This is a genomic window from Prosthecobacter sp., from assembly GCF_044226605.1.
In the GTDB taxonomy this organism is placed as follows: Bacteria; Verrucomicrobiota; Verrucomicrobiia; order Verrucomicrobiales; family Verrucomicrobiaceae; genus Prosthecobacter.
This window is the reverse complement of sequence record NZ_JBGAGS010000007.1, coordinates 39,534-65,783: the sequence shown is the minus strand read 5'-3', so window position 1 is coordinate 65,783 and position 26,250 is coordinate 39,534. Positions and strand designations below refer to the sequence as shown.

The following is a 26,250-nucleotide window of genomic DNA, read 5'->3' as shown; positions in this document are numbered from 1 at the left end:
TCATGTTCGCCTTCAGCCCCATGCCCCATGCCGATGCGGTCAAACGCATTGCCGGGCTGCCCGTAGTCTCGCGGGAGGTGATGGATGGTTTGCTGCCCGAGCTGCGGGCGTATGCGTTTACCGTGACGGGCCTGGATGGCTTCGACCAGCTCAGCAAAGTCAAAGACATGATCAAGGCTGTGCCGGCGGGAGAGCAGACCTGGGACAAGGCGCGCAAGCAGATCGCGGCGGAGCTGACCGATGACCTGGGCGGCAAGGTGGCCCAGCGCCGCGCTGAGCTGCTGCTGCGAACGCATGTTTTCCGGGGGTATGCCGCCAGCCGCTACCGCAACCTGATGCAGCAGGTGGACGTCTTTCCCTACTGGCAATACCGCACGCATGGCGATGGGCGCGTGAGGCCTAGCCATGCCGCGCTCAATGGCAAGATCTTCCCGGCGGGGCATGAGATCTGGCAGCGCATCTTTCCCCCGTGGGACTGGGGCTGCCGCTGCATTGTGGTGCCGCTGACACAGAACGGCGCGGCAGACATCATCCAGCGCGGACGGCCTGGCGCGCAAAAGGCGGCTGATTCCAACCTGCTGCAAACGCAGATTGTGAGGCCGGAAATGTTCACGGCCAAAGAGGCCAGCTTGATCGACAAAAACCAGCGCCTTCCTGATGGCATCCCGCTCAATAGGACACCGACCTGGGCAGACTCGCCATGGAGCAAGCCAGGTACGGTGAAGCACGATTATAAGGCCATTGCGAAGCGTTACGCGCATGACCCTGACACGCTCAAGGCCTGGGAGGAATGGGCGAATCAAGCGCAGATCACCGACAAGATGACCGTGGCGCAGTGGGTGGGCCTTGGGCCGAAAAAGTCGCGCTTGAAAAAGAAGACGGCCGCCGCGCCGGCGCAGCCTGCAGATGCCTCCGCGAAGCTGAATTTCCCAGACTCGCCGGATGGTCTCAAGGTGGTGAAAAAGCTGGGAGGAAGCACGGGTGCCGTGCTGGTGGAAGACGCCAACGGCACGCGCTTTGTGATGAAAAAAGGCGCCAGCGCTGAACACCTGCGTGAAGAGGTGCTGGCAGATGAGATCTACCGTGGACTTGGCGCGCACGTCCCTGAGCCCAAGCTCTACGAGACCAAGGCCGGGCCGGTGAAGCTGGCGCGGTTCATCGAAGGCGAGACTCTGGCGGACTACCTCAAGAAGGCCACGCCCGCGCAACGTGAGGCGGTTTTTGCCCGCCTGGGCGAGCACTTCCATGCAGACGTTCTCATGGGCAACTGGGATGTCGTGGGCCTTGCAAAAGACAATATTTTGGTGGATACTACAGGTGTTCCATGGCGCATCGACAACGGTGGTTCTCTCCGCTTCCGCGCGATGGGTGGCGAGAAGGGCGCAGACTGGAACGCCTACCCGGACGAGCTCTGGAGCCTGCGCAATGCGGCCAAGAATGCACAGACAGCGGAAGTCTTTGGCGGCCTCAAGCTCACCGATGTGGCCAAGCGCGTGGAGGCCACGAGCATCGCCGGCATCAATGCGCCGGCTGAAATCAAGGCGGTGCTGGATGAGCGCTGGAAGCACATCAGCGACATCAGCACGAAGGCGCTGGACATGCAGCATGACGGCTGGCGCGATGGCTACGGCGAAAGCCTCTGCCGGCACATCCTCGGCCTGCGCAAGGCCGGCATCAGCGCAGATCTGCCCAAGGAGCTGAAGCAGGCCGCCGGATCGGTGAGCGTGGTGGATGAGAACGGCAAGCCCTGGGACGGGCTGCGGAAAGACAAGACTGCCGTGAAAGCAGCGCCGGCGCAGACGGATGCCTACTGGAATGACATGCTCAATGCGGCGAAGACCCTCAACCATCATTCCGGCACGGGCGGCTTTGCCTACAACAAGACGAAGGTGGCCGCCGCGCTGGCGCATAAGACAGCGCTGGAAAAGCTCGCCCAGGGCAAAGGTGCCAAGGCCGCGATGGGCCAGCACTACCTCAACCAGCTCACGCAGATTGAAGCAGCGGCCAAGGCGATGGATCAAAAGACCAAGGGGGCGCTGCCAAACTTCACGGCCTGGGCTCCGAAGCCTCCGCCGACACCGAAGCCGGCCCCGTCCAACCTGAGCCTGATGGAGCGCCTGCGCGACTACATGACCGCCAACGGTGGCGACTTTAACGCTGTGACGCGCTGGAAGGATGGCCAGGGCAAGAGCTCGTGGCATGATGACGCACAGGCTAAAAAAGCCTGGGTGGCCCGCCACATGGACATTCCCGCCAAAGATGTGTTCTGGCGGCATGGCGTGCAGCATTCCGCCAATGCCCTCAAGAGCATGGAGGGCAGCCTGGGCGCGGCCAAGGTGGATGCAGCGTTCACCATCCAGCACGCTCTCATGCAAGAGTTTCTGGCCGCCACGGACATGCGCCACAATGACCGCGCACTCCGCGCCATGCGTCTCATCCGCACAGAAAACGCCGCCCCGCTCAATACCTACGGCCTGAAGCCTGGCGCGGATGGCTCCATGCCGCGCGGCCTGTGTGAGAGCTCCAGTCCCTTTAAGGTAACCGATGTCCATGGCAAAGAAGCTGTCATTCAGGCGGTGCCGCACTCGCGCATCCTTGGCACCTACCTGATGGAGAAGACTCCAGGCGCAGGTGATTGCGGCTTCCTCTACGATGCTGAAAACGAGTTCACCTTTGCCGCTGGGAAAATGCCTTTCCACTACGCGGGAAACATCAACACCGTCAAGGTGAGCACCGCCGCCGGCAATGACGCCATGCAGTGGGGAGTCCCGCTTCAACATCTCAGATCCAACTCCAACCCCCAAACCCCATGACACTCTCCAACGCTACTTTCACCGCCGTGCGCGGCTGCCTCATCCAGATTGCCGGAATGCTGGCAGACATCGACACCAAGCTCTCTTTGCTGCGGGAAGGAGTGTGCTCCATCGTGGCGCTGAATGCTGCGGACGCGGAAGCCCTCTACGAGCTGATGGCCACGCCCTGCGGCCAGGATGGCACCTCCTACGGCTGCAATGAGCCGCGCCTGGTGGAGCTGGCCGCGCGCTATCGCGCCTGGCTGGACGATGACAAGAATGCGCCCTGGGCAGACACCACGGCCACACCGCTGGCGCCTGTGGATGCCGCCATGGCCTTCCAGCAATTCCTCGCAACCCTCAACCCCGCTTGATCCTATGTGGCTCTTCACCGTTCATGGCTTCTACTCCATCGTGCAAAAAGGCCCCGGCCTTTGGCACGTCCGCGCCCGTGAGAAGCATGATCTCGAAAACCTCAAGCAGCTAACCAAGCTGCGCATCAAAGTGGAACAATCCTTTCCCGGCAGTGATTACCCCTGGCGCATGCTCGTGGGGAAGCGCGGCAAGGACATCATCATCAAAGCCCTGGGCGACGACATCGAGTACGACAACTTCAAAAGCGAAGTCGGCCGCCGCCGCGACCAGGCCGCTAAACTGCCTGCGTATCACGAGATCTGGGCAGTGATGGCCCATCACGGGCGGGGAGGAATCATTCGCTGAGACTATGAGCCCTCCCATTATCCTTCCCGCCATGCTCAATCCCGGCGAGATCCATCAAAGGCTTCTCGTGAAGAGAGTTTTTGTGAAGTGGGAAGATCACGAATGGATCAAGGCTTATGCCGTGCTTGTTAACAGGCTGGACGGCGAAGAATCCGAAATGGAGTTTATGGTGGCAAAATAATGGACGCCCTCTCCCTCACGCTTAAAGCTGACGACATCACGCCCAAGCTGGAGGCGCTGGAAGATCCGGCGCTTAAAAAGCGGATGCTGCAGGCGGCTGGGACGCTGGTGGAGTCTTATGCAGTGCGGGCCTTTGACGAGCCCTCTTTGCGGCCTCAGCCATGGCCGGCGCGCAAGAAGAGCAAGGCCACCAATCCGCTGCTCATCAAGAGTGGCGATATGCAGCAGGGCATTCACACGCAGGTACAGGGCAGCGATGCGGTGAAGGTGGGATCTCCTGCGGTTTATGCGTCCGCGCATCAGCTCGGCAGCAGCAAGAAAGGCATCCCGCCGCGCCCGTTCTTTCCGATGCTGGATGACCAGCTCACGGGGAGTGTAAGCCAGGAGATCCACGATGTGCTCAGCGGCATCATAGAGCGCGCTGCAGAGTAGGAACTGGCGCGGCAAAGGCAGATGGGAGATGGCAGATGGGGGATGGGTGGCGGCATGCAGCCAGACGAACGCCTCCTTTGCCTCCGTGCCAACGCCCCACAGTTTGACCCTGCGAAGGGCGCCGATGGCCTGCCGCAACGCATGCTGGTGCTGGGCTGGGGTGAACATGCCACCACCCAGGGCAAAGTGATCGTGGATGACGCGACGATGAGGCAGCTTGCGGACTACAACCGCGCAAAAAACTGGGACCGCATCGCGGTGGATTTTGAGCACAGCAGCGTGCCTGGATCTCCGACCTACAAAGGCGAGCCGGTGAAGGTGGCAGGGTATGGCAAGTTGGAACTCGTTCCAAACGAGGGCATCTACCTGCTGATGAGCTCGTGGACGCCGGAGGGCAAAGAGTTTGCCGCCGGTGGGCATTACGGAGACCTCAGCCCCGTGGTGAAGTGCAATGAGAAAGATGAGGTCATTGGCCTGCATTCCGTGGCGCTCTGCCGGCATGGCGCAACTCCCGGCCTGGTATTCCTCAGCGCCACAGCACCAGGGAAGAGTGAGGCCACGCCACCAAGCGCCACCCATCCCTCCAATACGATGAAACCTGAAGATTTCCAGAAAGCCCTCGCCAAAGCCCTCGGACTGCCGGATACGGCCAGCGCTGAGGACATCCTCGCCGCACTCACGGCCAAACTGGAGGCCAAGGATGCCGCCACAGACAAAGCCGAGAGTGGCGACATGAAGGCGCTCTCCGCCAGCCTGGCTGAAATCAAGGGTCTGCTCAAGCAGCAGAGCGATACCATCAAAGCGCAGGACGAGCGCATCAAGCTGCTGAGCTCCGGTGTGGACAACAGCGAGCGCGCCACCATCCTTCGTGAAGCCGCCGCCGCCGGCAAGCAGGTGCCACCAAGCGCCGCCAAGAACTTGGGTGTGGCAGATCTGAAGCTCCTCTGCGCTGAGCTGCCTGTGACCGTCCCCGTCAATCTCCGCACGCCGGATGCCAGCACGCTGCTGCTGAGCACCACCACCACGCTGCCTGCCAACCCTGAGCTGGCCGCCATCGACAAGCTGACGGGCGTCTCTGACGAGGACGCGAAGAAATACAAGGTCAACTGACCCTTTCCCGACCGCCGCTGATTTTCCGCAAACGACCACCTCACACCGCTTCCCACCATGGCATCTAAAGCAGGCATTTTCGACATCCAATTCCTCGCGCCGGATGCGGCGCTTCATCCGCAGCACAACGTGCAGTCCAGCGCGCCTGGTCTGCCGGTGAAGGCGTCTGAGATCATCTACGCCGGCTGCCTTGTCGGCTGGGACCCGGCCAACAGCCAGGCATGCTCTGCTGACCCCACGATGGCTGCCACGGCCAAGGTCATCGGCGCGGCGGTGGAGACCATCGACAACCGCACGGGCGCCAAGGGTGATTTGAAGATCTCGCCGCGCGCCGGTGTGATGCGCGTGAAGAATGACGGCAACATCACCGCCGCGCACCTCTACACCACCGCACGCGTGGTGGATGACCACACGGTTGGCGTGCCTGCTGGCACGGATGCAGACCGCCCTGCCGGTCTCATCGTGGGCCTGGATGGCAGCGACTACGTGTGGCTTCTCGTCCTGCCCGAGTCCGCCAAACGCGGGCCTTTGACCGTAACGCTCACGAGCACCAACGGCACCTTTGCCGCCGCTGCCGACCTCGCCGCCGCCAAGGCTGAAGGTGAGAAAGTCGGTGACGATGTGCGCGCCATCCACGCCGCCCTGGTCACTGCCGGCATCATCGCCCCGGCTGCTTAATCCTTTCAGCTTTTTCTTCCGCCTCCTTCACCTCCTCACCCACACCCTTTTTTAATCGCACGCCATGGACATCAACAACGCCGCCGCAATCACCCGTCTCCGCGAACGCTGGCAGACGCGCACGCTCAAAGCCTTCACCGAGGGGGCGGAGCCTGTGTCTGAGCGGATCTGCCAGATCGAACAAAGCAACGCGGCCATTGAGGTCTATGACATGCTGGTGAAGTTCCCGGCCTTTGAGCGCTTCAAAGACCAGGTGAAAAAAGGCAACATGGCCCGTGAGCAGGTCCGCATCCCGAACGATGAATTTGCCGACGTGGTCTCTGTGAAGCAGGCGGACATTGAGCGCGACCAGATCGGCCAGTACAACAACCTCTTTGACATGCTGGGCGTGGCTGCGCGCCGGCACCCGGACAAACTGCTGGCCTCGCTGATGGTCTCCGGCTTCACCACGAATGACTATACGGGCCAGCCGTTCTTTGATGAGGACAAACCGCATCTGCCTGGCGTGGTGGATGCCAACACCTTCACCAACAAGATGACGGAGAAGCCCAGCGCCGGCTCCTGGGAGAAGGCGAAGCAGCTCATGGGCAACATCGTGGATGCGAACGGCGAGCCGATGGGCATCGGCCTGAAAAAGATGGTGGTCTGCTCCCAGAAGTGGGAGAGCACCTTCAAGCGCATCCTGCATGCCGAGCTCATCGGCCAGGTGGTGGGTTCTGGCGCTGCCGCTGTGAGCAACATCTACGCGGGCGATGCTGACATGGTGATGTTCCCTTACCTGAACACCGCCGCCAATGAGGACAAGTGGTTTGTGCTCGACGTTGGCTGGCCCCTGCGCGCCTTCATCCTTCAGAAGGAAGTGCAGCTCCGGCAGTATGCGCAGGACAATCCGAACGTGCATAAAGACGCCTTTGAGCAGCACGTCTTCAACTATCAGGGCTACTACCGTGGCAACGTGGGCTTTGGCATGCCGCAGCTCGCCATCGGCTCCACTGGCGCGGATGCCGCGCTGTAATCAAAACCGTCTCTAACCCATAACGAGAAAGGGCCGCGTTCATCGAAAGGTGGCGCGGCCCAAGTTTTAAAACCCCTCACTCATTTTTTAGGCCATGGCAAAACGCGCAAGCAACAAGCCCGCACAGAGCACCCCCAAGACGGCGGCGGCATCTGCTGCGCTCCCGACATCGCAAGAGTCTGCCCAGGAAGCTGGGCAGGGAATGGCCGCTCCCATTTCAACGGTGGCTGGCTTGAGCCCATCAGCCGTTGATTCACCTGCGGGGGGCGCTGGGGGTTTCCCTCCGCAGGTTTCTCTTTCCCACCCAAACGACCAAAGCGGCGCAAGTGCGGAGGGCGTGGTCACTAACACCCTTCAGCAGTCCAGTGACGGGCTGCAGCAGCAGTCGGAGGAGGTCGCTCCTCCTCCGGCTGTCCATCCCGCGATTGAGGCGGCGAAATCTTACCAGACCGCGCATGGCGCGCCGCAGTCTGGCCACCATCACTACTACACCCCGCCGCCGCCGGATCTGCGCAGCAAAAAGGCAGCCGTGAAGCGCTAAGGCCATGCCTGATTACCTCCAGCTCACAGACCTCAACGGGCAGATCCCGCCGCAGTTCATCATCCAAGCCCTGGACGATGACAATGACGGGGTGATTGACGCGTGGGATGCTGTGCGCGAGGCGGTGCAAAGCGAGATCGACGCGGCTCTTGAGGGGCGCTTCGTGGTGCCGCTGACTTTCAGCCCCATGCCGCGCATCATCAACCGAGCGGCCGTGGCTCTGGCCTGTGAGATGTGCTACCGCCGACGCGGCACGGCGGATGCGGAGAATCCGTGGAAGGGGCGCGCGGACGCGTTTCGCAAGAAGCTGGAGGCCATCAACATGGGAGACATGAAGATGGCCTCGCTGCCAGACACAGACGCCGCCGTGGTAGATCCGCCGGCATCCATCATCACTGTTGACAGTGGCCTGGGCGCGCCTGGACGTTTGCTGGGATGATACTGTAAACGGTTACAGCATCAGCCGCAACAGACGGGCGGCGCGGTGAGGTGGTGGGCATGAGCATGGACGGTGCCGGCATGGGCAACATGCTGGAATACCTTCTCAAGCTGCAAGACCAGTTCAGCGGTCCGCTGAAACAGGCGCGTGATGAGCAGGGGAAATTCACAGCAGGAACCAAGAAGTTTGGCGAAAGCGCCGGCGCGGTGAACAGCCTCAGCGGCGCATTCGTGGGCCTGGCCGCGAAGATCGGCGCGGCCTTCACGGCCTACAAGGCCCTGGAGGTGGGCTTTGGCGGCTTTAAGCAGGCGCTGAACGTGGCCAGTGAGATGGAGACCACCCAGACGGCGTTTAAGACGATGCTGGGCAGCAGCACCGCGATGCTGGATGTGCTGGGGAAGATCAAGAAAATGGGAATGGAGACGCCGTTCGAGTTTCCTGAGCTGGCCCAGGCAGGGCGTATGCTGCTGGCTTTTGGCGAGACCGCCAAAGACATCCCCGACACGCTGCGGCGCATTGGCGACGTGAGCAGCGCTGTGGCCGCGCCCATAGGTGAGATTGCCGAGATCTACGGCAAGGCGCGCACACAAGGGACACTTTTTGCAGAGGACATCAATCAGCTCACGGGGCGCGGCATCCCCATCATCCGTGAATTTGCCAACATCCTGAAAGTCCCGGAAGAGAACATCAAGAAGCTGGCTGAAGAAGGGAAGATTACTTTTCCGCTACTCGATCAGGCGTTTCGCAGCCTCACAGAGGCGGGCGGGCAGTTCTTTGGCATGACAGGCGAACAGGCCAAGACGAGTGCTGGCCTGTGGAGCAATCTCAAAGATGGGGTGAATGACCTTTTCCTTGCGTTGGGCACACCGCTCAATGATGCCATCAAGCCGGTGCTGCAAGATGCCATCGGGCTGGCAGACCAGCTCAAGCCGCTGGTGGCAGACATCGGTGTGAACATGGGTGGCGCCCTAACCGCGGTGCGCAATTTTATTGCCGAGGCCAAGGAAGGCAGTGGACTGGCCGGCGCGATGGGCACTGCGCTGCAAAAGGCATTCGCCAGCCTGGGCGATGCGGTGAAGGTGCCTCTCATGGCCATCGGGGCAGCGCTGCCCCACATCGGCGAGGGGATGATGGCTCTGCTGCGTCCGGCTGGGGAATGGCTCATGGCCAAGCTGGACAGCGCCGCGCTGAGCTTCAGCTCCAAGATCATGTTTGGCGTGCGGGACGCGCTCAAGGCCATGAGCGAGAGCTCCTTCATGGCCAGCATGATCCCCGGCCTGAAAGATGCCGCCAACAGCCTGACCGGGCCGGCGGCGATGGCCCAGAATGACGCCCTGAACGCATCCACTCGCGCGGATAACATCGGCTCCAACATGTCTGAGTCTGGCAAGTCGGCGCTCGACTCCCTGAGCAAGGGCATGGAGGCGATGCGTGGCACCTGGAATGCAGAGAATGACAAACGGGCCAAGGCTGCGGCTGCGGCGGAAGCGAACAGTGGCAAGCTGCCCCCCTCGCAGATCGACGCGATGCCCAACCCTCTGGGTGGAGCACCGCTGCCAGCGGGGTGGAAGGGAGGCAAGAGCATGCTGCCACCCTCTGCCCTGGATGCGGGCGGGCCAGGAGGCCTGCCGCGTGGCCTGGGAGAGGCCGCGCCTGTCGCCTCCAAGAGCGAGGCTAACGGCCTGGCTGCCGCCGTTTCCAAGGCCAATGAAAAGAAACCGGAGAAAACCCTGACCACCCAAGCCAAGGCGGCGGTGGGAGACGCTGCGGCCGGCGCTGTGGCTCCTGTGAAGGCGGGCAGCCAGATCGACGCCGGCTTTGTGGGTGGCGCGGGCAAAGACCATGCAGCGGCACTGGCGGCTGCGATGGCGGATGACGGCGATGGAGAAGACGGGGGGGGCAACAAGCCACGCAAGACGCGCATCGAACACCTGATGGGCGGCGGCATGGGCGGGCCGCTTTCCAGCCGGGGCACGAGCAAGATCCCGAAGCGCATGATGGGCGGCGCAAGCGGCGGGCCGCTGGCGCGCCGCAACGCCTCTCCCACGGTGCCCAGCCCTGGCACTGCGAAGCGCTCGCAGGAGCGCCGCGAGGCCGCCGCGCAGGCCGGGAAGGAGAGCGGCAGCAGCCACCCGCTGATGGCCCTGGTGAAAGAGATCCAGACGAAGCTCAACACCCTGGCCGTGGCGAAGTGACGGCGCGCGGAACCGCCGCTAGGCCACTCGGCTGAGCAGCGCGCAGGGAGCTGATTGGGCGCATGCCCATCGGAGACCTCGCCAGCGTCGCAGTCCTGACCTCGCTCACCAGCGGGACGTGGACGGAGCTGAGCGCGGTGCCGACTCCCCAGGAGCACGGGTTTGACCATCTGGACGTGGAGTGGATCTGCGATTTTCGCGGCACGATCAAGACAGCACTGCAGGTGGCGGCAGCCTTCCCCTTGGGCATGCAGTATGGCAGCTCGGACTTTTGGCTGCGCGGCGGGACGCCGGAGAGGCGCGGGGGCAACGTGTGGACGTTTAAAGCGCACTATGAGGGGCGCATCAGCAACACCAAGCCGCTGAGCGTGCGCATGCAGTCCACCCAGGAGGTGTTCAGCATCGAGTCTCTCACCGTGAGCGGTCTCTTCACGAACGCGCCCGTCAACGTGCGTGAGTGCAGCCCGAGCGTGGAAATCAGCTATGTCCTGGTGGGCTCATCACCGCCCACCAACCTGGTAGGCCTGGCTGGCTCGCCAGCGGTCTCGCCGGCTGTGCGTTCGGCGGTGTGGGGCTCGCTGGCAGATCCGCGCTTCAATTACCCCTCCGGCTGGGTGTTCACCGATGTGGACAGCGACCGCATCGCCGGTGCGAAGATCAGCGGCACGGATGCCGAGGTGCATTATGTGCGCGAGAGCTGGCAGAATTTCGCCTCACAAATCCCGGCCTAAACCTCCCCATGATCAAGACTCCTCAACTCAAGATCGGCCCAGGCGGTGGAACGTGCCTGATGACCGGAGAGAAGCTCAACCAGCTCGTGGCGGCCGTGCAGGCCCGGACGCAGATGGACGCCAAGGAAGCGGGGCCTAAAGGCGTGGCCGGCCACAACCCCAAAGGCGGCGGCCCCAAGCTCCCGCCGTTCAAGCAGCGCTTTGACGCCGGGAAGGTGTACGTGCTCACGCCTGGCTTCGTGGATAGACTGGTCAATGCGGTGCTGGCACGCGTGCCGCGCGAGGCCGCCAGCATGGACAAGAGCGGCTACAACCCAGGCGGCGCGGGCATCCATCCGCGCATGCCCGTGGCCAGCGCCAGCGGCGGCGCGCTGAAGCAGCTCGTGGAGGTGGTGCAGAGCCTTACGCCACGGGATGCCGCCGGCATGGGGCCGCAAGGGTATTACTTTGCCGGGCCAGAACGGGCGCCACGGAATGCGAGCATCAGGCTCCAGACGCAGGCCCGATGGTGTGAGGGGTGGTTCTGCAATGGGATCACCAACGCCGGCAATATCTACACCACCCGGACCAGTGTGGCGGTCTATCAGTTTGGCACCATCACCACGACGACGACGCAAGGCAGCATCGGCCCGCATTTGTGGAACCCCATCACAAACCCTGTTCGCTACTCCTGCACTACACCGACCTCCACGGATGACCGGACGCCGGGCTTCAACTACGGCACCGGCCCGAGCAGCAACACCATCAGCTACAGCGGCGCTGTGACCCTTACGGACGCCCTGGCTGCCGCGACGGGGAATGTGGAGTGGGACGGCACCACCACGGACCAGCATACCTGGAACTGGGGCGAGTACAGCGCGGTGCCTTCGACCAGCGGCTATTCTTTGTCGCTGGCCAATTACGCACGGTTTGCGACGGGGGACTACATGGTGCGCATCCCTCAATACCGCTGGCGGAACCTGGGCAACCTGCATGTGGGCATCCGATGGAGCGAGGGCGGCAGCACGCGGCACATCACCCTGGCGCCTGGCCAGGACTCGACCTGGTATCTTTCCACACTGCCGGCAACGGTGAACACGTTTTCAACGCTGGCTTCGCTGACCCTGGAATACCCGCCGCTCTGACCCATTCGGATATTGACGGGCGGCGTGCGCTAGACCCATTTCAGCGCGTCTCGGACCCATTTCAAAATCGGGCGCGGTTACGCGCCCGCCCCTCTCCGCTATGCCCTTCCCTACCAGACGAGACTTCTCACCGTGGACATCACTCCCGCTCTGGCGGTCAAGGTCACGGACAACCTGAGCGTGGCCGCGGGGCTCGACATCATGTATGCGGACTTGAAGTTTAAGAGGTTCTATGACTGGTCTGCCTGGGTGCCGGGCTCTCCTGAAGGAGACGTCTCCGTGCATGGCCAGGGCTGGGGTCTGGGCGCCTACGCCGGCGTGAACTGGACTTCCACCTCCAAGAGGCATCGTATTGCCGTGGTGGGAAGACTGCCGGTAAAGATCAATTTTGGCGGTGACTTCAAATCAAACAACATGCCGCCGGCGCTCCTCGGCCTGGGCTTGAGCCAGTCCAGCACCTTCAACTCGGACATGACCTTCCCTGGCTCCATCTCGGTGGGCTATGGCTTCGACGTAACCGACCGCTTCACCGTCGGCTTTGACTTCAAGTGGGCCGCCAACTCATCCCATGACGATCTGCCCCTGCAGATCGGCAACAACCAGCCTCTGCTGGGCGGCGCCACCAGTTCCGTTTTTGGCTGGAGAAACTCCATCGACCTCGGCACCGGCATGACCTATCAGCTCAATGAAAACTGGGTCCTGCGCGGCGGCTACCTTTTCTCCGAAAACTCGCAGCCCGCCGCCTACTACACGCCTGTGGCGCCCTCCAATGACCGCCACATCTTCAGCCTCGGCGTAGGCTGGCGCGGCAAGACCCGCGGCGTGGATCTCACCTACGCTTATGTCTGGAGTCCGGTCCGCGTGGTCAGCGGCAACGTCGTCGCGCCGCTGGATGGCAGGCTCAAGCACGAATGGAATGTGCTCGCCGTCAGCTTCACCCAGAGGTTTTAAATCAAATCGAGGAAACTATGTTTATTCCCTCTCATGTCTCCCGCACCTTCACGGTGCGCTCCCACCTGGCGCGGCGTTCCTTTTCAAGGACGGTTGTGCTGTCACTCCGGCACAAAATGCTTTAGCAGAGGAACCGTCCCATGGAGAACAACGATAATTCATTGCCCAATCTCGCCCCCTCCGGGGAGCGCCTCAGTTTTATCATCTGCCGCAACAGCCAGGGGGCGGAAGTACGTGGCACCTTGCACCGCCTCACCCGCTATCTCGGCGTGTTTGAGGTGTATAATCCTTACAGCATCGTCCAGCTGTCTGAAGTTCTGAACGACTTCAGGATCATGATGAACGACCGCGTGGTCTACACCGGCAGGGCCACGATCGCCAATTTGGTGAACACCGGCATCATGCTCATCTGCGAGGCCTCGCTCTCAGATGAAGGCTGGATCGACATCGACATCCTCTCCCCCACGCAGAACAAGGGCCGCCTGCTGACGGAGTTTGCCGAGTTCCTCCGCGAAACGGAGAAAAGCTACCGCGTCGTGCCTGAGTTCAAAATCGTGGTGGCGGACATGCACACCATGCTCTCGGACCTGCGCCGCTGGATGGAGCAGGTGGAGCTGGGCGTGCGCTCCCTCCCCACCGGAGACCGCATTCAGGCGGAGCGCGAGGTGCTGCTGCAGATGGAGGAGCCCATCGTCCCCACGGTGTATCCCTTGATGAAGCGCTTTGAGGAATCTGCCGCCATCATTCCCCTCGATCAGCAGCCGGTGCACCGCAGCTACATCAAGCGCCAGCTCCATCCGCTCGTGCTCTGCGCCCCGTTTGTCTACCGCACCTACCACAAGCCGCTCGGTTATGCCGGCGACTATGAAATGGTGAGCATGATGCTGCGAGACCCCTACGAGGGAAGCTCCATCTTCGCCAAGCTGCTCAACAAGCTCTACCTGGACATCCCTCCGGTGATCGCGCACCGCAACCGCATCGTGTACCTGGTGCAGCAGCTGAAGGCTGAAACCGAGCGCGCCGCCGCCCAGAACCGCGTCGCGCGCATTTACAATCTCGGCTGCGGCCCGGCGCAGGAAATTCAAAACTTCCTCACGCACGAGCCTATCTCAGACTCGGCGGACCTGCTGCTGCTGGACTTCAATGATGAAACCATCATGCACACCACGCGGTCTCTGGAAGAACTGCGCAACCGCCACCGCCGCCGCACTGGACTGCGCTTCGAGAAAAAATCCGTGCATCAGGTTCTCAAGGAGTCCGGGCGCGCGGCCGCCCAGGCAGGCACCTATGATGTGGTCTACTGCGCGGGCTTGTTTGATTATCTCTCCGACCGCATCTGCCGCCGCCTGCTGGAGATCTTCTACGATCTCCTCGCTCCCGGCGGCCTGCTGATCGCCACCAATGTGCACCCCAGCAATCCCTGGCGGAACTGGATGGAGTATCTTGCCGAATGGCATCTGGTTTATCGTGATGAGGAGCAGTTCCTCAAGCTCGCGCCTGATCGGGCGCCGCCCGGCGCCGCCGTGGTGAAACCAGACGCCACTGGCGTGAACATCTTCCTCGAAGTGCGCAAACCTCTCGATGCATGAGACCTCTCCAGTTTTAGCTGGTAACCTGAAAGGAACCTTTCAGGCCTACGAGCAGGACATCCGTGTCCGCAACTACCAGCTTTGCGGCATTCTCGCCGTGATCTTCATGCTGGCGGGCAGCTCGCTGGACTGGGTGGTCTTTCAGGAGGAGGGCGTGAAGCGCTTTTTCCCGGCGCGCGTCATCTCCGCACTCGTCAGCATCCTGGTGTGGATGGCGCTGAACACCGACTGGGGCAAGCGCATGCACCGCCTCCTCGGACTGCTCATGGCCATGCCTCTGCTCTGGGGCATCGCCTGGATGATTTACGCCAAGGGCGGCGCGGAGTCCCCCTACTACGCCGGTTTGAACCTGGTCATGCTCGGCGCCGCAATCCTCATGCGCTGGACCTTGCAGGACAGCATCCTCGTCGTGGGCCTGACCCTGGTTTCGTATCTGCTGGCCTGCTATTTCCACGGGCCGATCGTCAACAAGAGCATCTTCTTCAACAACCTGTACTTTCTGTTTGTGACCGGCGTCTTCACCACGGCGGGCACCTGGTTTTACAACACCATCCGCTTTTCTGAATTCAAGCTGCGGCATGACCTGGACCTCAACCGTGCTGAACTGGAGCAGAGCAACAAGAAGCTGCGCGAGCTCGATGAAGCGAAGGGCCGCTTCTTTGCCAACGTCAGCCATGAGCTTCGCACGCCCCTCACGCTTCTCATCGCTCCGCTCGAAAGCCTGCTCCATCGCGCGGCTTCCACCCGCCCTCAGGAGGAGATCGATCTCATGACCACCATGCATGGCAACGCCATGCGCCTGCTCAAACTGATCAATGACCTCTTGAACCTTGTGCGTCTCGAAGCCGGCACGGCTCAGCTGCGCACCCAGCGCGTGAACGTGAGCGACTTCATCAGCGGCATGGCCAATGCCGTCAGCGCCGTTGCCAAGGACAAGCGCATCAACCTGCATTCCCATGTGGATGCGGACCTCGGCATGGTGCTCATTGATCCGGAGAAGCTGGAGCGCATCTGCTTCAACCTGCTTTTCAATGCTCTCAAATTCACCGCTTCCAACGGCCACGTGAATTTCACCGCCAGCAAGTCGGATGGCTGGATGGTCATTGAAGTGCGGGACACCGGCATGGGCATCCCGGCGGATCAGCTCCCGCACATCTTCAACCGCTTCTGGCAGGCGGACACCTCCTCCAAGCGCAAGTTCCAGGGCATGGGCATCGGCCTGGCACTCGTCAAGGAACTCGCGGAAGTGCAGGGCGGAAATGTCGTGGCCACCAGCGAGGTCGGCAGAGGCACCACGATGACCGTGAATCTGCCGCTTCGTCAGGGCGAACCTGCGGACAACGAAGCCATCGAAGATGAGCATGAAGATGCGGGCGCCGAGACCCCGCAGAACAAAGACTGGATCGCGGACCTCTACCGCCGCGCCGAGCTCTTCCCGGCCATGACCTCGCTGCAGGCCACCATGCGCCCCGTGGAGACCGGTGCCGGTCGCAGCCGCAAGCCCAAGCTGCTCATCGCCGACGACGAACCCGACATGCTGCGCTTCCTCAAGAGCCAGCTCAGCGCCACCTTTGAAGTGCTGGAAGCCGTGGACGGTCAGCAGGCCGTGGAAAAGGCCACCCAGTTCCTCCCGGACATCATTCTCTCTGACATGATGATGCCGGAAAAAGACGGCCTGCAGGTCTGCCGTGAACTGCGCGACCGCATTTCCACCCGCTCCATCCCCGTCGTGCTGCTGACCGCCCGCGCCGATGAGAAAACCAAGCTCGAATGCCTCGCCGCTGGTGCCAGCGACTTCCTGCCCAAGCCCTTCTCCCTCACCGAGATCATGGTGCGCCTGAAAAACCTCGTGGATTCAGGCACCTACCAGAAGGAGCTCGTCGTGCAGAAGCAGCAGCTCGAATCCGCCCTGGAGCAGATCAAGGAAACCGAATCCATGCTCGTGCAGAATGAGAAGCTCGCTTCTCTCGGACGCCTGAGCGCCGGCCTGATCCACGAGATCAACAATCCGCTCAACTACGCACGGCAGGGCCTGGGCATCATCAGCCGTTCCGCCAAACTGCTGCCGGAGGAGGAGCGCGCCGACTTTGCCGACACGGTCAAGGATGTGGAGGAGGGCGTGAACCGCGTGATCCAGATCATCTCTGACCTGCGTGGCTTCACCCGCACCACCAGCCAGCTCAATCACGCCTTTGATTTGCACAACGTCGTGGCCACCGGCCTGCGCTTCTTCTCCCATGTCTGGAAGGACGGCATCCAGCGCGAAATGGACATCCCTGAAGGCCTGGAAGTGCGCGGAGACAGCAACCAGTTCGTGCAGGTGCTCATCAATTTCATCCAGAATGCTCTCGACGCGATGAAGACCAAGACCTATCCGGAGGGAGAGACGGCCTGCATCCGCCTTTCAGCGCAGATGCGCAGGGACAGGGTCATTTTCTCCATCAAGGACAACGGACCCGGCATCCCACAGGAGATCCGGGACAAGATCTTCGACCCCTTCTTCACCACCAAGGATGTCGGCGAAGGCATGGGCCTGGGCCTTTCCATCTGCAACCGCATCATTGCCGACCATGGCGGACGCATCGAGGTCCGCAGCCAGCCCGGCGTGTACACTGAATTCCTTCTCGACCTTCCCTCTGCTGACAGCACCAACAACCACCATTCCTCCACTTAGAAGGACACCTCCATATGCAAAACCAATACGACCTCAAACGCTATGCCGTGCTCTATGTCGACGACGAAGAGAAGGCCCTGAAATATTTCGAAAAGACCTTCAGCGATGAGTTCCGCATCCTCACCGCCAACAACGCCGCGGACGGCCTGAAGCTCATCGAGCAGCATGGAGAAGACATTGGCGTCCTGCTCTCTGACCAGCGCATGCCCGGAGAAAAAGGTGTGCAGCTCCTTGAGCGCGCCCGCCAGCTCCGCCCCCGTCTTGTGCGCATGATGGTCACCGCCTACGCGGACTACGACGTCACCGTGGAGGCCGTGAACCTGGGCAACATCTTCCGCTACATCTCCAAGCCCATCCAGATGGACGATGTGCGCAACACGCTGCACCGCGCCATGGAGTTCTACATTCTCCAGCAGGAGCGTGACGAACTGCTGCGCGAGAAGCTCTCCGTGCTGCAGAACATGCTCATCACCGACCGCGTCATGGGTCTGGGCGTCATCGCCGCCGGCTTGAATCAGCACCTGCAGCAGCCGCTGCGCGCCGTGCACGCCTTCCTGGACATCACTCCCGGCAGGCTCGGCCAGCAGAACTTTGACCTCGACCGCATGCGTCAGGCCAATTTCTGGAGAGACTTCCACGCCCACGTGGTGCGTCAGGCCGGCCGCATCGGCGATCTTCTCGGCGAGCTGCAGTCCGCTCCCGGCGCTGAGCAGAAAATCGATGCCTCCAATGTGCTTTCGTCGGTGATCGATCAGCAGCGCTCGGCCTTCACCGCCAAGGGCGTCGAGCTCAAGTTCGAGGCCGCAGGCGCTCTCCCCGCGCTTCAGGTCAGCCGTCCGGCGTTCGAGAAGATGGTGCACCTGCTGCTCCAGACCGAGCTGGCTCTGCTCTCCTCCGGCACGCACGTCACGCTCACAGCCAAGACCGCCACCGAAGCGGCGGATGCCGGCGCCCTGCACCTCACCCTGACGGATGACGGTCCCGGCCTCTCCTCCAAAATCATGCGCTCCGTGTTTGACCCCTTCTTCACCGCGGATGATTCGAACTCGGACGGCCCCGGACTCACCCTCATGGGCACCTTCTTCCTGGCTTATCACCATGGCGGTCGCATCACCTCACAGCGCACCGCCAAGGGCCTCATCCTGGACATCGTGGTCCCGGCGGCCGCCCCGGCTCCGGTCAAACCTGCTGAGAGCAGCCGTGAGTTCATCACCAATGTCCTCATGAACGACATCCTCTGGGAGCGCCTGCTGCCAAACGGCTGATCCTTCAAAAGAAACTCACTGCTGGAAGGTGCGCATGCCGCCGTCGTTTAATGACGGCCATGCGCACCTTCTTCTTTTTGCTCCTCCTCTGCCCCGCCCTCCTCGCCGCGCAGCCGCCCAACATCGTCTTCATCCTCGCGGACGACTTCGGCTATGGCGATCTCGGCTGCATGGGCTGCACGGACATCGCCACGCCAAACATTGACCGCCTCGCCGCCGAAGGCGTGAAGTTCACCGACTTCTACGCCAACGCCCCCGTCTGCACCCCCACGCGCACCGGATTCATGACCGGCCGCTGGCAGCAGCGCTGCGGCATCGAGTTCGCCTTCGGTTATCAGGTGGAGCAGTTCCGCCGCGTGAAAGGCGAGTGGGTCCCCGAGCCAGACATCCACGGCCTCGGCCTGCCGCTCGGAGAGACCACCATCGCCCAGCGCCTCAAAACCGCCAACTACGCCACCGGCGCCTTCGGCAAATGGCACCTCGGATTCAAAGACGAGTACAATCCCACCAAGCGCGGCTTTGACGAATACTTCGGCGAGCTCCTCGGACACGCCGACTACTACAAGCACACCTACTACGACGGCACCTACGCCCTGCGTGATGGCATGGAACCCGTGAAGCGCGAAGGCTACTTCACCGACCTCATCAACGACCGCGCCGTCAAATTCATCCGCGAGCACAAATCCGGACCCTTTTTCCTCTATGTGCCGCATCTGGCCGTCCATTCACCCTTCGAGGCACCTGATGCGCCCGAAACGCCCATGGTGACCAAAGAGAGCATGCTCAAAGGCAGCCGCGCCATCTACAAGGCCATGGTGGAGCGCATGGACAAGGGCGTGGGCATGATTCTTGCCGAATTAGACACACAACTCATCACCAAAAACACCCTCGTTGTCTTCTCCAGCGACAACGGCGGCGAGCGTTTCAGCCGCAATCTCCCCCTCTTCCACCACAAGGCCACCCTGTGGGAAGGCGGCATCCGCGTCCCCTGCCTCATGCGCTGGCCCGGCAAACTGCCGAAGGGAAAAGTCACCTCCCAAATGGCCATCACCATGGACCTCCACGCCACCTTCCTCGCCGCCGCCGGAGTAACCGAGCCTGCACCTAAACCATTGGACGGCATCAACTTACTGCCCCTCATCACCGGAGATTCCAAGCCCGTCGAACGCACCTTCTACTGGCGCATCGACCGCTCCAACCGCAAGCAGCACGCCATCCGCCAAGGCCCCTGGAAATACCTCAACGACGGCAACACCATGGACCTCCTCTTCAACCTCGACGACGACATCAGCGAACGCACTGACCTCGGCTTCCAGCACCCCGACATCCTCGCCGACCTCAAAGCCAAACTCAAAGCCTGGGAAGCCGAGATCGATGCCACCGAGCGGGAGATCTGGGTGAAGTGAGCTCACGAATCCCCATTGCTCCCCGCGTCTTCCCATCTACCTCTCTCCTCCCACCATGAAACGCACCACGCTTCACACTCTCGGTCTTTCCCTGCTCACCACTGCTGCTCTCGCTGATGGCGCATTCTACGGCGATCCGCCGGACAAGACGCACCCATGGGCCATTCACGACATGAACCGGCCGCAGCCGGTGCGCGTGGAGCCGGGCACTTTCAGCTCTCAGGAAAAGCCGGGCACGCCGCCATCGGATGCCGTCATTCTTTTCAGCGGCAAAGCTGAGGAAATCGAAAAATGGCAGGCCGACAAAACCCCTGCGCAGCCGACGAAGTGGGAAGTGAAGGACGGCGTGCTGCAGTGTGTGCCGGGCAGCGGCTATGTGCGCACGAAAGAAGAGTTCTCCGACTGCCAGCTCCACATCGAATGGAGCGCTCCTTCCAAAGTGGAGGGCAACAGCCAGGGCCGCGGCAACAGCGGCGTCTTCCTCATGGGCCAGGTGGAGGTGCAGGTGCTCGACAATTACAACAACCCCAGCTACCCCGATGGCATGGCCTCCTCCATCTACGGCATCAATCCGCCGATGGCCAATCCGCTGCGCGCTCCTGGCGAGTGGCAGGTGTACGACATCGTTTTCCGCCGCCCGATCTTCAAAGACGGCAAGGAGCTGGACCCCGGCTACATCACCGTGTTTGTGAATGGCGTTCTGACGCAGGACCACACGCCGCTGGAGGGCGGTGGCGGCCACATGCGGCGCTCCTCTCCGCGCGCCTTCCCTGACAAAGGCCCGCTCAAGCTGCAGGATCACGGCAACCCCGTGCGCTACCGCAACATCTGGTACCGTCCGCTGCCCAAGCGCGCCATCGACGGCGGTGAAGCCAGCCACATGACGGAGGAGGCCACGGCCGCCAAGCGCGCGGAGATCGCCAAGAACATCCGCGAAGCCGCCGCCAAGATGGAAGGCAACGAGAAGATGCTGCACCTCTTTGAGTCCCTCTGCTACGCAGACAATGCTGAAGCTCGTAAAACCGCTCTCGCTGCTCTGGGCGATTTCGTCGGCATGATCAAAGAGGTGCCTGCCGACAAGATTGCGACCAAGAAAGACCCGATCATGCAGGTCACGAAGGCGCTGCGCTACCTGACCAAGTTCAAGATCCTGCCTGAGGACATCTCCGCCAAGAAGGACCTCGAAGCCATCATCAAGGTGGAAGACTGGGAGCCCAAGCCGCAGCCGAAGAAAAAATAGTTTTCGTAGCCGCGCACCTCACGAAGTCACACCTCATGCAGCCCTGTTCCTGTTTCGCGGGAACAGGGCTTCTTTTTTACCTGCCAAAATACACCGCATAGTAGGAGGTGCCTTCCATCTCCTCGGCGCGCATGCGGCGGTTGCGGGCCTGCTCGCCCCAGCTTTCGGTGAAGATGACTTCGCGTTTGTCCGCGCGGTAGCCGTTGATGATGGAGGCGTGGGTGAAGGGGCTTTTCTTTGGCCAGGATTTGTGGTCTTCCATGCTGGCGGGTGGCAGTTCGGCCTTCTCGCCGCGGGCGATGCGGGCTGAGTAGGCGGAGTGAATGTAGTCGCGCTCTTCAGACCACCAGCGGAAGGCAACGACTGGCATGCCCTGGTCAATGCTCTGCTTCATTTTGGCGGAATCAAACTTCGGTGAGCGCTGTGCCTTCACGCCAGCCTCCTGCGCCACGTTGCCAAAGAGCTCGCGGATGTCGGACTTCGTTTCGATGCCGTACTGGAAGCCGCTGAGCACGGCATACTCCTCCGCGCCGGGTTGCAGCCCCAGCATGCCGCCCACCATGGCCAGTGTAGCCACGCCGCAGTACCCGCGGTTTCCCTGCGGCACCATGGGCACCACGGGCAGGCGGCGCTCGGTGCTGCCTGTGGGTGCCTTGGCAGGCGCGATGGTCACGGGAATGAGGAGCGTTTTCGCATCCGCCTCGCTGCGGAAGAAATCGACCATGAGAAGCTGGTGCTCATAGCTGATGAGGCGCGCGGCTCCCTGCGGCAGTTTGAAGAGCTGTGCCTTCAGGTTCATCCCGCTGCGTTTTCCCAGCAGGATTTCTTCGCCAGCGCGTGCACCCAGTTTTTTCAAACCGGCGAGCACGGCCTCCTGGCGTTCGCCGAACTCCTTGTCAAAGCGCTGTTTGCCCGCATCGAAAGACTCGCCCTTGGGCAGGTTGGAGTTCTCATAGCCGAAGAAACTGCCGGCATCAAAAATGACCGCGCTGACCGAATGCACGGCTCCGTTCACAAAGCGCGCATTCACCGCCATGGGCTGGGTGCCGAGCAGCTCAAAGCGACTGGTGGCAGCCACGCGGGAGATGCCCGCGGCCTCGGAAGTCGGCGCTGGAAAGAGTGCGGCAAATTCCCCGTCCTGCCAGTGCGTGGCGTTCGCCAGCAATGTCTCATCACCCCGCGCATAGGCGCAAAGCAGCAGCCCGCAGAGCAACGGCCGGCGCAGGTTCATGAATGCACGCGGGTGAGGCGCACGCTCACCAGGCTGCCCTGCTGGTGCAGCGTGACGATGAGCTCCTTGCCGACATTGACCTTGTCATTGAACTGCGTGGTCCAGCTGGTATTGCCCTGATACACACCGATGCTGGTGGTCAGCCGCCGGGCGAGTCCCGCAGCACCACCATCCTGCTTGGTGGCGTCAAACTCGGCGATAACCGCCGTGATGACGCCCTGTGCATTGCGTTCCACCATCGCACGCGTGGCAGGCACGCCAAAGACATTGCCCGCCACGGCATTTTGCTTGGCATTAGGGTTGCCCTGCACTTCAGCCCAGGTGCCCGGAAGCACAGCTGTGGGCGACCAGTGGGACTCGACGCGGAACCAGTCCTCGAGCGTGGTGCCTTCCTCGTCTTTCCCGATGTTGAAAAAGCCGCCGCCCTGAGGAAGCGACCAGACGCTGACACTTTGGAGAACCAAAGCCGCAATGAGAAGGATTCGTTTCATGGCATGCTTATACCAGAAACGTGTGCTGGAGGTCAATTCTACTGTTTCAGACGGCGCAGCCTGCCAGCCCGTTACACCGCATCTGCCGCGAGGGCGGCATTGCCCATGATGCCGGCTTCATTGCTGAAGCGGGCGGGCAGGATCTGCAGACGCTCCCAGACCACAGTGCTGAGCATGCTCTGCACCTTGTTCTTGAGCGGAGTAAAAATGAGATCTCCGGCCTGGGCCACGCCGCCGCCGATGACGAAGGCATCGGGGTTCAGCAGCCAGGCGATGCTGGCGATCGCGGTGCCGAGCCAGTCGGCCACCTCGCCCCAGATCTGGCGGGCGATGTCATCACCAGCCTGCGCGGCGTCGGCGATCTTTTTGGGCGTGCAGTCGGCGATGTCTTTTTCAATGCCTGCCTCCGCATAGCGCAGCACGGCGTGCTCGGCGATCTGCTGGTTGCCGGTGTATTTTTCAAGAGCACCAAGATTGCCGTAGTGGCCGGGCTTTCCGTCAAAGTGAATGCTCATCTGGCCGATCTCTCCAGCAACGAAACCGCTGCCGCGGAACATCTTGCCATCCAGCACGAGGCCGCCGCCGATGCCGGTGCCCATGGTGAGGCCGATGACGTTTTTCAGGCCGCGTGCCGCACCATGGCGGAACTCGGCGTAGGTCATGGCATTCGCGTCGTTCTCCACCAGCACGGGCAGGCCGGTCTTCTCGCCGAGAATGGCCTTCAGAGGCACATGCTTCCAGCCAGGGACGTTGGTGAGTTCATGCACGAAGCCGTGGTCGAAATCAACGAGGCCAGGAACGCCTACGCCGATGGCACAGATGGCCGGGTAGGTCTTCCGCAGCTTGGCAACGCGCGCGGCCATCTCGCCAATGAGTGCCGCAGGCCCGTGGAACTGCGTGGTGGGGATGGGTTCGTCCGTGACGAGAAGTTCATCGCCACGGCACACACCGAGTTTCACGGAGGTGCCGCCAAAGTCGATGCCGATGGAAGTTTTATCAGTTTCAGCCATAAAGCGTTCCGCCTCAAAGCGGGGCGCGGAGATTCCCATTAAACGCAGCCCGCGCAAGTCAAATGCGGTGAGAAGGCAGTACCTAAGCATGAAGCGGGCGGCCCCTCACCCAGCCTCTCCCCGAAATCGTCCTAGAACGATCCAGTGCTCGACGGGGAGAGGAGATTCGTTTTGTGGCCAGGCGACGCCTTTCTCCCTTTCCTCGCCGAGCTGCAATAATGCAGGTTCGCCACCAGGCGCTACCCGTGCAGGGTCAAATGCAGGCGCCCGGGACGAGTCGAACGTCAGAGGAACCGGGCGATGAAATCCTCCGGCGTGATGGGCCGGGGCCGGTAGCCCGAACCATGAAGATCGTTGAAATGACGGTCGTGCGTGATGATGAAAGCAGCTTCGGCTGTGATCGCCGCGTCCGCAAAAGCGTCATCATCTTGATCCCGGCTGATGAGACGAAACCGGAATGACGGGTTCACACGGACCACCGTATCGTGCAGCATGGAGATCAGCTGCAGGAAACGCTCGACCAGAGTCCACCGTGCCGCATCCGCATAACGAACGACCACCTCTTCGTATTCGAGGTAGATCGCAGCGGAGACCACGAGATGAATTTCGCCATTGCTCAGCGCCTGTTTCAGTCTGTCGTAAGGCGACTGCGAGCCAAACATCTGAATAATGACGTTCGTGTCGATGACAACGGTCATGATCCCTTCACGCGCAATGCCGCTCGTGCGGCCTGAATGATGTCCGGCAACGCCTCCAGCCTTCCCCTACGGCGATCTTCATCGAAAGAAGAATCCAGGGTCGCGGAAACGCGGTCCAGCTCCAGTTGCAGAGCCACACGATGCAGCACTTCCAGATCATCTGGAGACATACGGTCCACTTCTTCATGCAGAAGCGGACGCAGATCGGCGGGCAGTGGCATGCTGGGAAAGTACGCGGAAGCGCCTCCCGCGTCAACCATGCAGGTTCCCCACCAGCCGCAGTCCGTGCAGGGTCAGATCGGGGTCGGTGGCGATGGCTTCGCCCATGCCGGAGATGATCCATTCCGCATCTCCGCCGGTGGCGACGACGTGGGCGGTGGGGCTGCCGAGTTCTTTTTTCAGGGCCTCCAAGATGCCCTTCACCATGCCGCGATAGCCGATGGCGGCTCCGGCGAGGATGGCGCCTTCGGTGGACTGGCCGATCGCAGTGGTGGGTTCGCGCAGGTCCACGCTGGGCAGCAGGGCGGTGCGTTCGTGGAGGTAGTCGGTCATCAGCCGCAGGCCGGGAGCGATCACGCCGCCGATGTAGCATTGGTCGGCGGAGAGGATGTCAAAAGTCACGGCGGTGCCAAAGTCGATCACGATGCCGGGCGCGCCGTGCATGTGCGCGAGTGCCACGGCATTGGCCAGGCGGTCCGCACCGATGGTTTCGGGCCTGGGGTAGCGAATGCCGATACCCAACGGTGCATCATGACGCAGCTCGATGAGGCGGTCTGCAAACACTTCTCGGAAGGCGGGCACCACTTTCGGCACGACGCTGCAAATGACGGCATGATCGAATTCCCAGCCGCGTGTGACTTCGCGCACGGCATCGGGCGAAAGCTCGCGCGTGGGATGCTCGCGGCGTTCGAGAATGGTCTCACGTGTGGCCAGGCCAAATTTCGTGCGCCCGTTGCCAACGTCGATGAGGAGCTGACGCCGGCTCATGGCTTGGCGGGCTCGGCAGGAGCGCCGTCTTTTTTGTGCTCTTCCTTCTTCTCGTCCTTGGCTGGCTCGCCGAAGGTATGCACATCGAGCATGCCTTCAGGAGCACCCTTGGCCTCCGGCGGCTTGGGGCGGAGAGGATCTCCTTCCACGACGAGGGCCTTGGGCGGGTCCTTCACGTATTTCACGCATTGGAAAAGGAGGTTGTAGTTGTGGCGCAGGGCGGCGGGATAGGCGATGCGGCCTGGCTCGGTGACGTTTTCACGCAGCAGCTTGCCGGCGAGGCTGGCAAAAACATTGCTGCCGAGCTTGGCGGCTTTTTCAGCGGTGCCACCCGCGAGATCTCCTGCGGCCTTGGCGGCGGAGCTGCCGCCGCTGCGAAACATTTCGCTGCTGATCTTGCGTGCCTGAATGGAGATGGCGGCCTGGGAGGAAAGCAGAGTGCCGTCCGGCGCAAAGCTCATCTCCAGACTGGCGTGGTCGTCAGACGAAAACATGCCGCGCAGGTGGTCCACACGCACGGAGATGAAAACGCCGCCATCAGGCGCGGTGGTCACTTCGGGCTTGTAGGTGCGGTAATCCACCTCGGAGAATTTGTACTCGGCAGCCTTCTTTTTCTCCTTGGTCCAGCCACCAAGACTGGCGCCGAATTTTTCGATGTCCACTTCCACACCGGCGCTGGCAACGCTGACGGTGAAAAGCAACAGGACGAGGGGACGGAGGTTCATGACGCCTTCAGAGTGGCGCAAGAAAC

26 protein-coding genes are annotated in these 26,250 nt (G+C 61.8%); 19 read left to right on the top strand and 7 right to left on the bottom strand.

Annotated elements, in window-relative coordinates:
• Positions 1–2: 2 nt before the first annotated feature.
• The 19 genes from ACILSO_RS10890 to ACILSO_RS10800 all read left to right on the top strand — a co-directional run bounded on the left by ACILSO_RS10890 (position 3) and on the right by ACILSO_RS10800 (position 21,082).
• Positions 3–2,813, top strand: coding sequence for a phage minor head protein (locus ACILSO_RS10890; protein WP_395737428.1), 2,811 nt, complete (start codon positions 3–5; stop codon positions 2,811–2,813).
• Entirely contained in the window at positions 2,810–3,166 is a 357-nt protein-coding gene (locus ACILSO_RS10885; protein ID WP_395737427.1) for a hypothetical protein, read from the top strand. Before ACILSO_RS10890 ends, ACILSO_RS10885 begins: the two co-directional genes overlap by 4 nt.
• Positions 3,167–3,170: 4 nt before the next feature.
• The gene (locus ACILSO_RS10880) at positions 3,171–3,512 is read left to right on the top strand and encodes a hypothetical protein (RefSeq protein ID WP_395737426.1); all 342 of its coding nucleotides are present in this window, start codon (positions 3,171–3,173) and stop codon (positions 3,510–3,512) included.
• A gap of 31 nt (positions 3,513–3,543) precedes the next feature.
• Entirely contained in the window at positions 3,544–3,693 is a 150-nt protein-coding gene (locus ACILSO_RS10875; protein WP_395737425.1) for a hypothetical protein, read from the top strand.
• The gene (locus ACILSO_RS10870; RefSeq protein ID WP_395737424.1) at positions 3,693–4,124 is read left to right on the top strand and encodes a phage virion morphogenesis protein; all 432 of its coding nucleotides are present in this window, start codon (positions 3,693–3,695) and stop codon (positions 4,122–4,124) included. Before ACILSO_RS10875 ends, ACILSO_RS10870 begins: the two co-directional genes overlap by 1 nt.
• Before the next feature lie 54 nt (positions 4,125–4,178).
• Positions 4,179–5,234 (top strand): phage protease, encoded by a 1,056-nt coding sequence (locus tag ACILSO_RS10865; protein WP_395737423.1) that lies wholly within the window; start codon positions 4,179–4,181, stop codon positions 5,232–5,234.
• Between the two features lie 57 nt (positions 5,235–5,291).
• Entirely contained in the window at positions 5,292–5,912 is a 621-nt protein-coding gene (locus ACILSO_RS10860) for a hypothetical protein (protein WP_395737422.1), read from the top strand.
• Positions 5,913–5,976: 64 nt separating this feature from the next.
• Positions 5,977–6,927 (top strand): Mu-like prophage major head subunit gpT family protein, encoded by a 951-nt coding sequence (locus tag ACILSO_RS10855; RefSeq protein ID WP_395737421.1) that lies wholly within the window; start codon positions 5,977–5,979, stop codon positions 6,925–6,927.
• Between the two features lie 337 nt (positions 6,928–7,264).
• Positions 7,265–7,468 carry a hypothetical protein gene (locus tag ACILSO_RS10850; protein WP_395737420.1) on the top strand — a complete coding sequence of 68 codons (204 nt, stop codon included), beginning with the start codon at positions 7,265–7,267 and terminating at the stop codon, positions 7,466–7,468.
• Between the two features lie 4 nt (positions 7,469–7,472).
• A complete protein-coding gene (locus tag ACILSO_RS10845) occupies positions 7,473–7,907 on the top strand; it encodes a phage protein Gp36 family protein (protein WP_395737419.1) in 435 nt (144 codons plus the stop codon).
• Between the two features lie 59 nt (positions 7,908–7,966).
• Positions 7,967–10,102: a tape measure protein gene (locus ACILSO_RS10840; RefSeq protein ID WP_395737418.1), complete on the top strand. Its 2,136-nt coding sequence runs from the start codon at positions 7,967–7,969 to the stop codon at positions 10,100–10,102.
• Between the two features lie 62 nt (positions 10,103–10,164).
• On the top strand, positions 10,165–10,833 hold the full coding sequence (locus ACILSO_RS10835) for a hypothetical protein (protein ID WP_395737417.1): 669 nt from the start codon (positions 10,165–10,167) through the stop codon (positions 10,831–10,833).
• Between the two features lie 8 nt (positions 10,834–10,841).
• Positions 10,842–11,957 carry a hypothetical protein gene (locus ACILSO_RS10830; RefSeq protein WP_395737416.1) on the top strand — a complete coding sequence of 372 codons (1,116 nt, stop codon included), beginning with the start codon at positions 10,842–10,844 and terminating at the stop codon, positions 11,955–11,957.
• A gap of 66 nt (positions 11,958–12,023) precedes the next feature.
• Complete coding sequence (locus ACILSO_RS10825) at positions 12,024–12,908, top strand: OmpP1/FadL family transporter (protein WP_395737656.1); 885 nt, start codon at positions 12,024–12,026, stop codon at positions 12,906–12,908.
• A 140-nt stretch (positions 12,909–13,048) separates the two neighbouring features.
• Positions 13,049–14,497 carry a class I SAM-dependent methyltransferase gene (locus tag ACILSO_RS10820; RefSeq protein WP_395737415.1) on the top strand — a complete coding sequence of 483 codons (1,449 nt, stop codon included), beginning with the start codon at positions 13,049–13,051 and terminating at the stop codon, positions 14,495–14,497.
• Positions 14,490–17,171 (top strand): ATP-binding protein, encoded by a 2,682-nt coding sequence (locus tag ACILSO_RS10815; RefSeq protein ID WP_395737414.1) that lies wholly within the window; start codon positions 14,490–14,492, stop codon positions 17,169–17,171. Before ACILSO_RS10820 ends, ACILSO_RS10815 begins: the two co-directional genes overlap by 8 nt.
• A 14-nt stretch (positions 17,172–17,185) precedes the next feature.
• On the top strand, positions 17,186–18,436 hold the full coding sequence (locus tag ACILSO_RS10810) for a hybrid sensor histidine kinase/response regulator (RefSeq protein WP_395737413.1): 1,251 nt from the start codon (positions 17,186–17,188) through the stop codon (positions 18,434–18,436).
• Between the two features lie 59 nt (positions 18,437–18,495).
• Positions 18,496–19,842, top strand: a complete 1,347-nt coding sequence (locus ACILSO_RS10805) for a sulfatase (RefSeq protein WP_395737412.1) — start codon at positions 18,496–18,498, stop codon at positions 19,840–19,842.
• Between the two features lie 55 nt (positions 19,843–19,897).
• Complete coding sequence (locus ACILSO_RS10800; RefSeq protein ID WP_395737411.1) at positions 19,898–21,082, top strand: DUF1080 domain-containing protein; 1,185 nt, start codon at positions 19,898–19,900, stop codon at positions 21,080–21,082.
• Between the two features lie 76 nt (positions 21,083–21,158).
• Here ACILSO_RS10800 and ACILSO_RS10795 read toward each other — a convergent pair whose 3' ends face one another.
• From ACILSO_RS10795 to ACILSO_RS10765, 7 genes are all read right to left on the bottom strand, one after another.
• Positions 21,159–22,313: a hypothetical protein gene (locus ACILSO_RS10795; RefSeq protein ID WP_395737410.1), complete on the bottom strand. Its 1,155-nt coding sequence runs from the start codon at positions 22,311–22,313 to the stop codon at positions 21,159–21,161.
• Entirely contained in the window at positions 22,310–22,804 is a 495-nt protein-coding gene (locus ACILSO_RS10790; protein WP_395737409.1) for a hypothetical protein, read from the bottom strand. The genes ACILSO_RS10795 and ACILSO_RS10790 overlap by 4 nt, the downstream gene beginning before the upstream one ends.
• A 71-nt stretch (positions 22,805–22,875) precedes the next feature.
• Entirely contained in the window at positions 22,876–23,814 is a 939-nt protein-coding gene (locus ACILSO_RS10785; protein WP_395737408.1) for an ROK family protein, read from the bottom strand.
• A 284-nt stretch (positions 23,815–24,098) separates the two neighbouring features.
• Entirely contained in the window at positions 24,099–24,512 is a 414-nt protein-coding gene (locus ACILSO_RS10780) for a putative toxin-antitoxin system toxin component, PIN family (protein ID WP_395737407.1), read from the bottom strand.
• On the bottom strand, positions 24,509–24,733 hold the full coding sequence (locus ACILSO_RS10775) for a hypothetical protein (protein ID WP_395737406.1): 225 nt from the start codon (positions 24,731–24,733) through the stop codon (positions 24,509–24,511). Before ACILSO_RS10775 ends, ACILSO_RS10780 begins: the two co-directional genes overlap by 4 nt.
• Before the next feature lie 31 nt (positions 24,734–24,764).
• Positions 24,765–25,499 carry a type III pantothenate kinase gene (locus ACILSO_RS10770; RefSeq protein ID WP_395737405.1) on the bottom strand — a complete coding sequence of 245 codons (735 nt, stop codon included), beginning with the start codon at positions 25,497–25,499 and terminating at the stop codon, positions 24,765–24,767.
• Positions 25,496–26,224, bottom strand: a complete 729-nt coding sequence (locus tag ACILSO_RS10765; protein WP_395737404.1) for a hypothetical protein — start codon at positions 26,222–26,224, stop codon at positions 25,496–25,498. Before ACILSO_RS10765 ends, ACILSO_RS10770 begins: the two co-directional genes overlap by 4 nt.
• Positions 26,225–26,250 lie beyond the last annotated feature (26 nt).

Excerpts from the sequence above, each read along its gene's own strand:
- ACILSO_RS10890 (WP_395737428.1), top strand. The coding sequence starts at position 3 with ATGTTCGCCTTCAGCCCCATGCCCCATGCCGATGCGGTCAAACGCATT.
- ACILSO_RS10885 (WP_395737427.1), top strand. The coding sequence starts at position 2,810 with ATGACACTCTCCAACGCTACTTTCACCGCCGTGCGCGGCTGCCTCATC.
- ACILSO_RS10880 (WP_395737426.1), top strand. The coding sequence starts at position 3,171 with ATGTGGCTCTTCACCGTTCATGGCTTCTACTCCATCGTGCAAAAAGGC.
- ACILSO_RS10875 (WP_395737425.1), top strand. The coding sequence starts at position 3,544 with ATGCTCAATCCCGGCGAGATCCATCAAAGGCTTCTCGTGAAGAGAGTT.
- ACILSO_RS10870 (WP_395737424.1), top strand. The coding sequence starts at position 3,693 with ATGGACGCCCTCTCCCTCACGCTTAAAGCTGACGACATCACGCCCAAG.
- ACILSO_RS10865 (WP_395737423.1), top strand. The coding sequence starts at position 4,179 with ATGCAGCCAGACGAACGCCTCCTTTGCCTCCGTGCCAACGCCCCACAG.
- ACILSO_RS10860 (WP_395737422.1), top strand. The coding sequence starts at position 5,292 with ATGGCATCTAAAGCAGGCATTTTCGACATCCAATTCCTCGCGCCGGAT.
- ACILSO_RS10855 (WP_395737421.1), top strand. The coding sequence starts at position 5,977 with ATGGACATCAACAACGCCGCCGCAATCACCCGTCTCCGCGAACGCTGG.
- ACILSO_RS10845 (WP_395737419.1), top strand. The coding sequence starts at position 7,473 with ATGCCTGATTACCTCCAGCTCACAGACCTCAACGGGCAGATCCCGCCG.
- ACILSO_RS10840 (WP_395737418.1), top strand. The coding sequence starts at position 7,967 with ATGAGCATGGACGGTGCCGGCATGGGCAACATGCTGGAATACCTTCTC.
- ACILSO_RS10835 (WP_395737417.1), top strand. The coding sequence starts at position 10,165 with ATGCCCATCGGAGACCTCGCCAGCGTCGCAGTCCTGACCTCGCTCACC.
- ACILSO_RS10830 (WP_395737416.1), top strand. The coding sequence starts at position 10,842 with ATGATCAAGACTCCTCAACTCAAGATCGGCCCAGGCGGTGGAACGTGC.
- ACILSO_RS10820 (WP_395737415.1), top strand. The coding sequence starts at position 13,049 with ATGGAGAACAACGATAATTCATTGCCCAATCTCGCCCCCTCCGGGGAG.
- ACILSO_RS10815 (WP_395737414.1), top strand. The coding sequence starts at position 14,490 with ATGCATGAGACCTCTCCAGTTTTAGCTGGTAACCTGAAAGGAACCTTT.
- ACILSO_RS10810 (WP_395737413.1), top strand. The coding sequence starts at position 17,186 with ATGCAAAACCAATACGACCTCAAACGCTATGCCGTGCTCTATGTCGAC.
- ACILSO_RS10805 (WP_395737412.1), top strand. The coding sequence starts at position 18,496 with ATGCGCACCTTCTTCTTTTTGCTCCTCCTCTGCCCCGCCCTCCTCGCC.
- ACILSO_RS10800 (WP_395737411.1), top strand. The coding sequence starts at position 19,898 with ATGAAACGCACCACGCTTCACACTCTCGGTCTTTCCCTGCTCACCACT.
- ACILSO_RS10795 (WP_395737410.1), bottom strand. The coding sequence starts at position 22,313 with ATGAACCTGCGCCGGCCGTTGCTCTGCGGGCTGCTGCTTTGCGCCTAT.
- ACILSO_RS10790 (WP_395737409.1), bottom strand. The coding sequence starts at position 22,804 with ATGAAACGAATCCTTCTCATTGCGGCTTTGGTTCTCCAAAGTGTCAGC.
- ACILSO_RS10785 (WP_395737408.1), bottom strand. The coding sequence starts at position 23,814 with ATGGCTGAAACTGATAAAACTTCCATCGGCATCGACTTTGGCGGCACC.
- ACILSO_RS10780 (WP_395737407.1), bottom strand. The coding sequence starts at position 24,512 with ATGACCGTTGTCATCGACACGAACGTCATTATTCAGATGTTTGGCTCG.
- ACILSO_RS10775 (WP_395737406.1), bottom strand. The coding sequence starts at position 24,733 with ATGCCACTGCCCGCCGATCTGCGTCCGCTTCTGCATGAAGAAGTGGAC.
- ACILSO_RS10770 (WP_395737405.1), bottom strand. The coding sequence starts at position 25,499 with ATGAGCCGGCGTCAGCTCCTCATCGACGTTGGCAACGGGCGCACGAAA.
- ACILSO_RS10765 (WP_395737404.1), bottom strand. The coding sequence starts at position 26,224 with ATGAACCTCCGTCCCCTCGTCCTGTTGCTTTTCACCGTCAGCGTTGCC.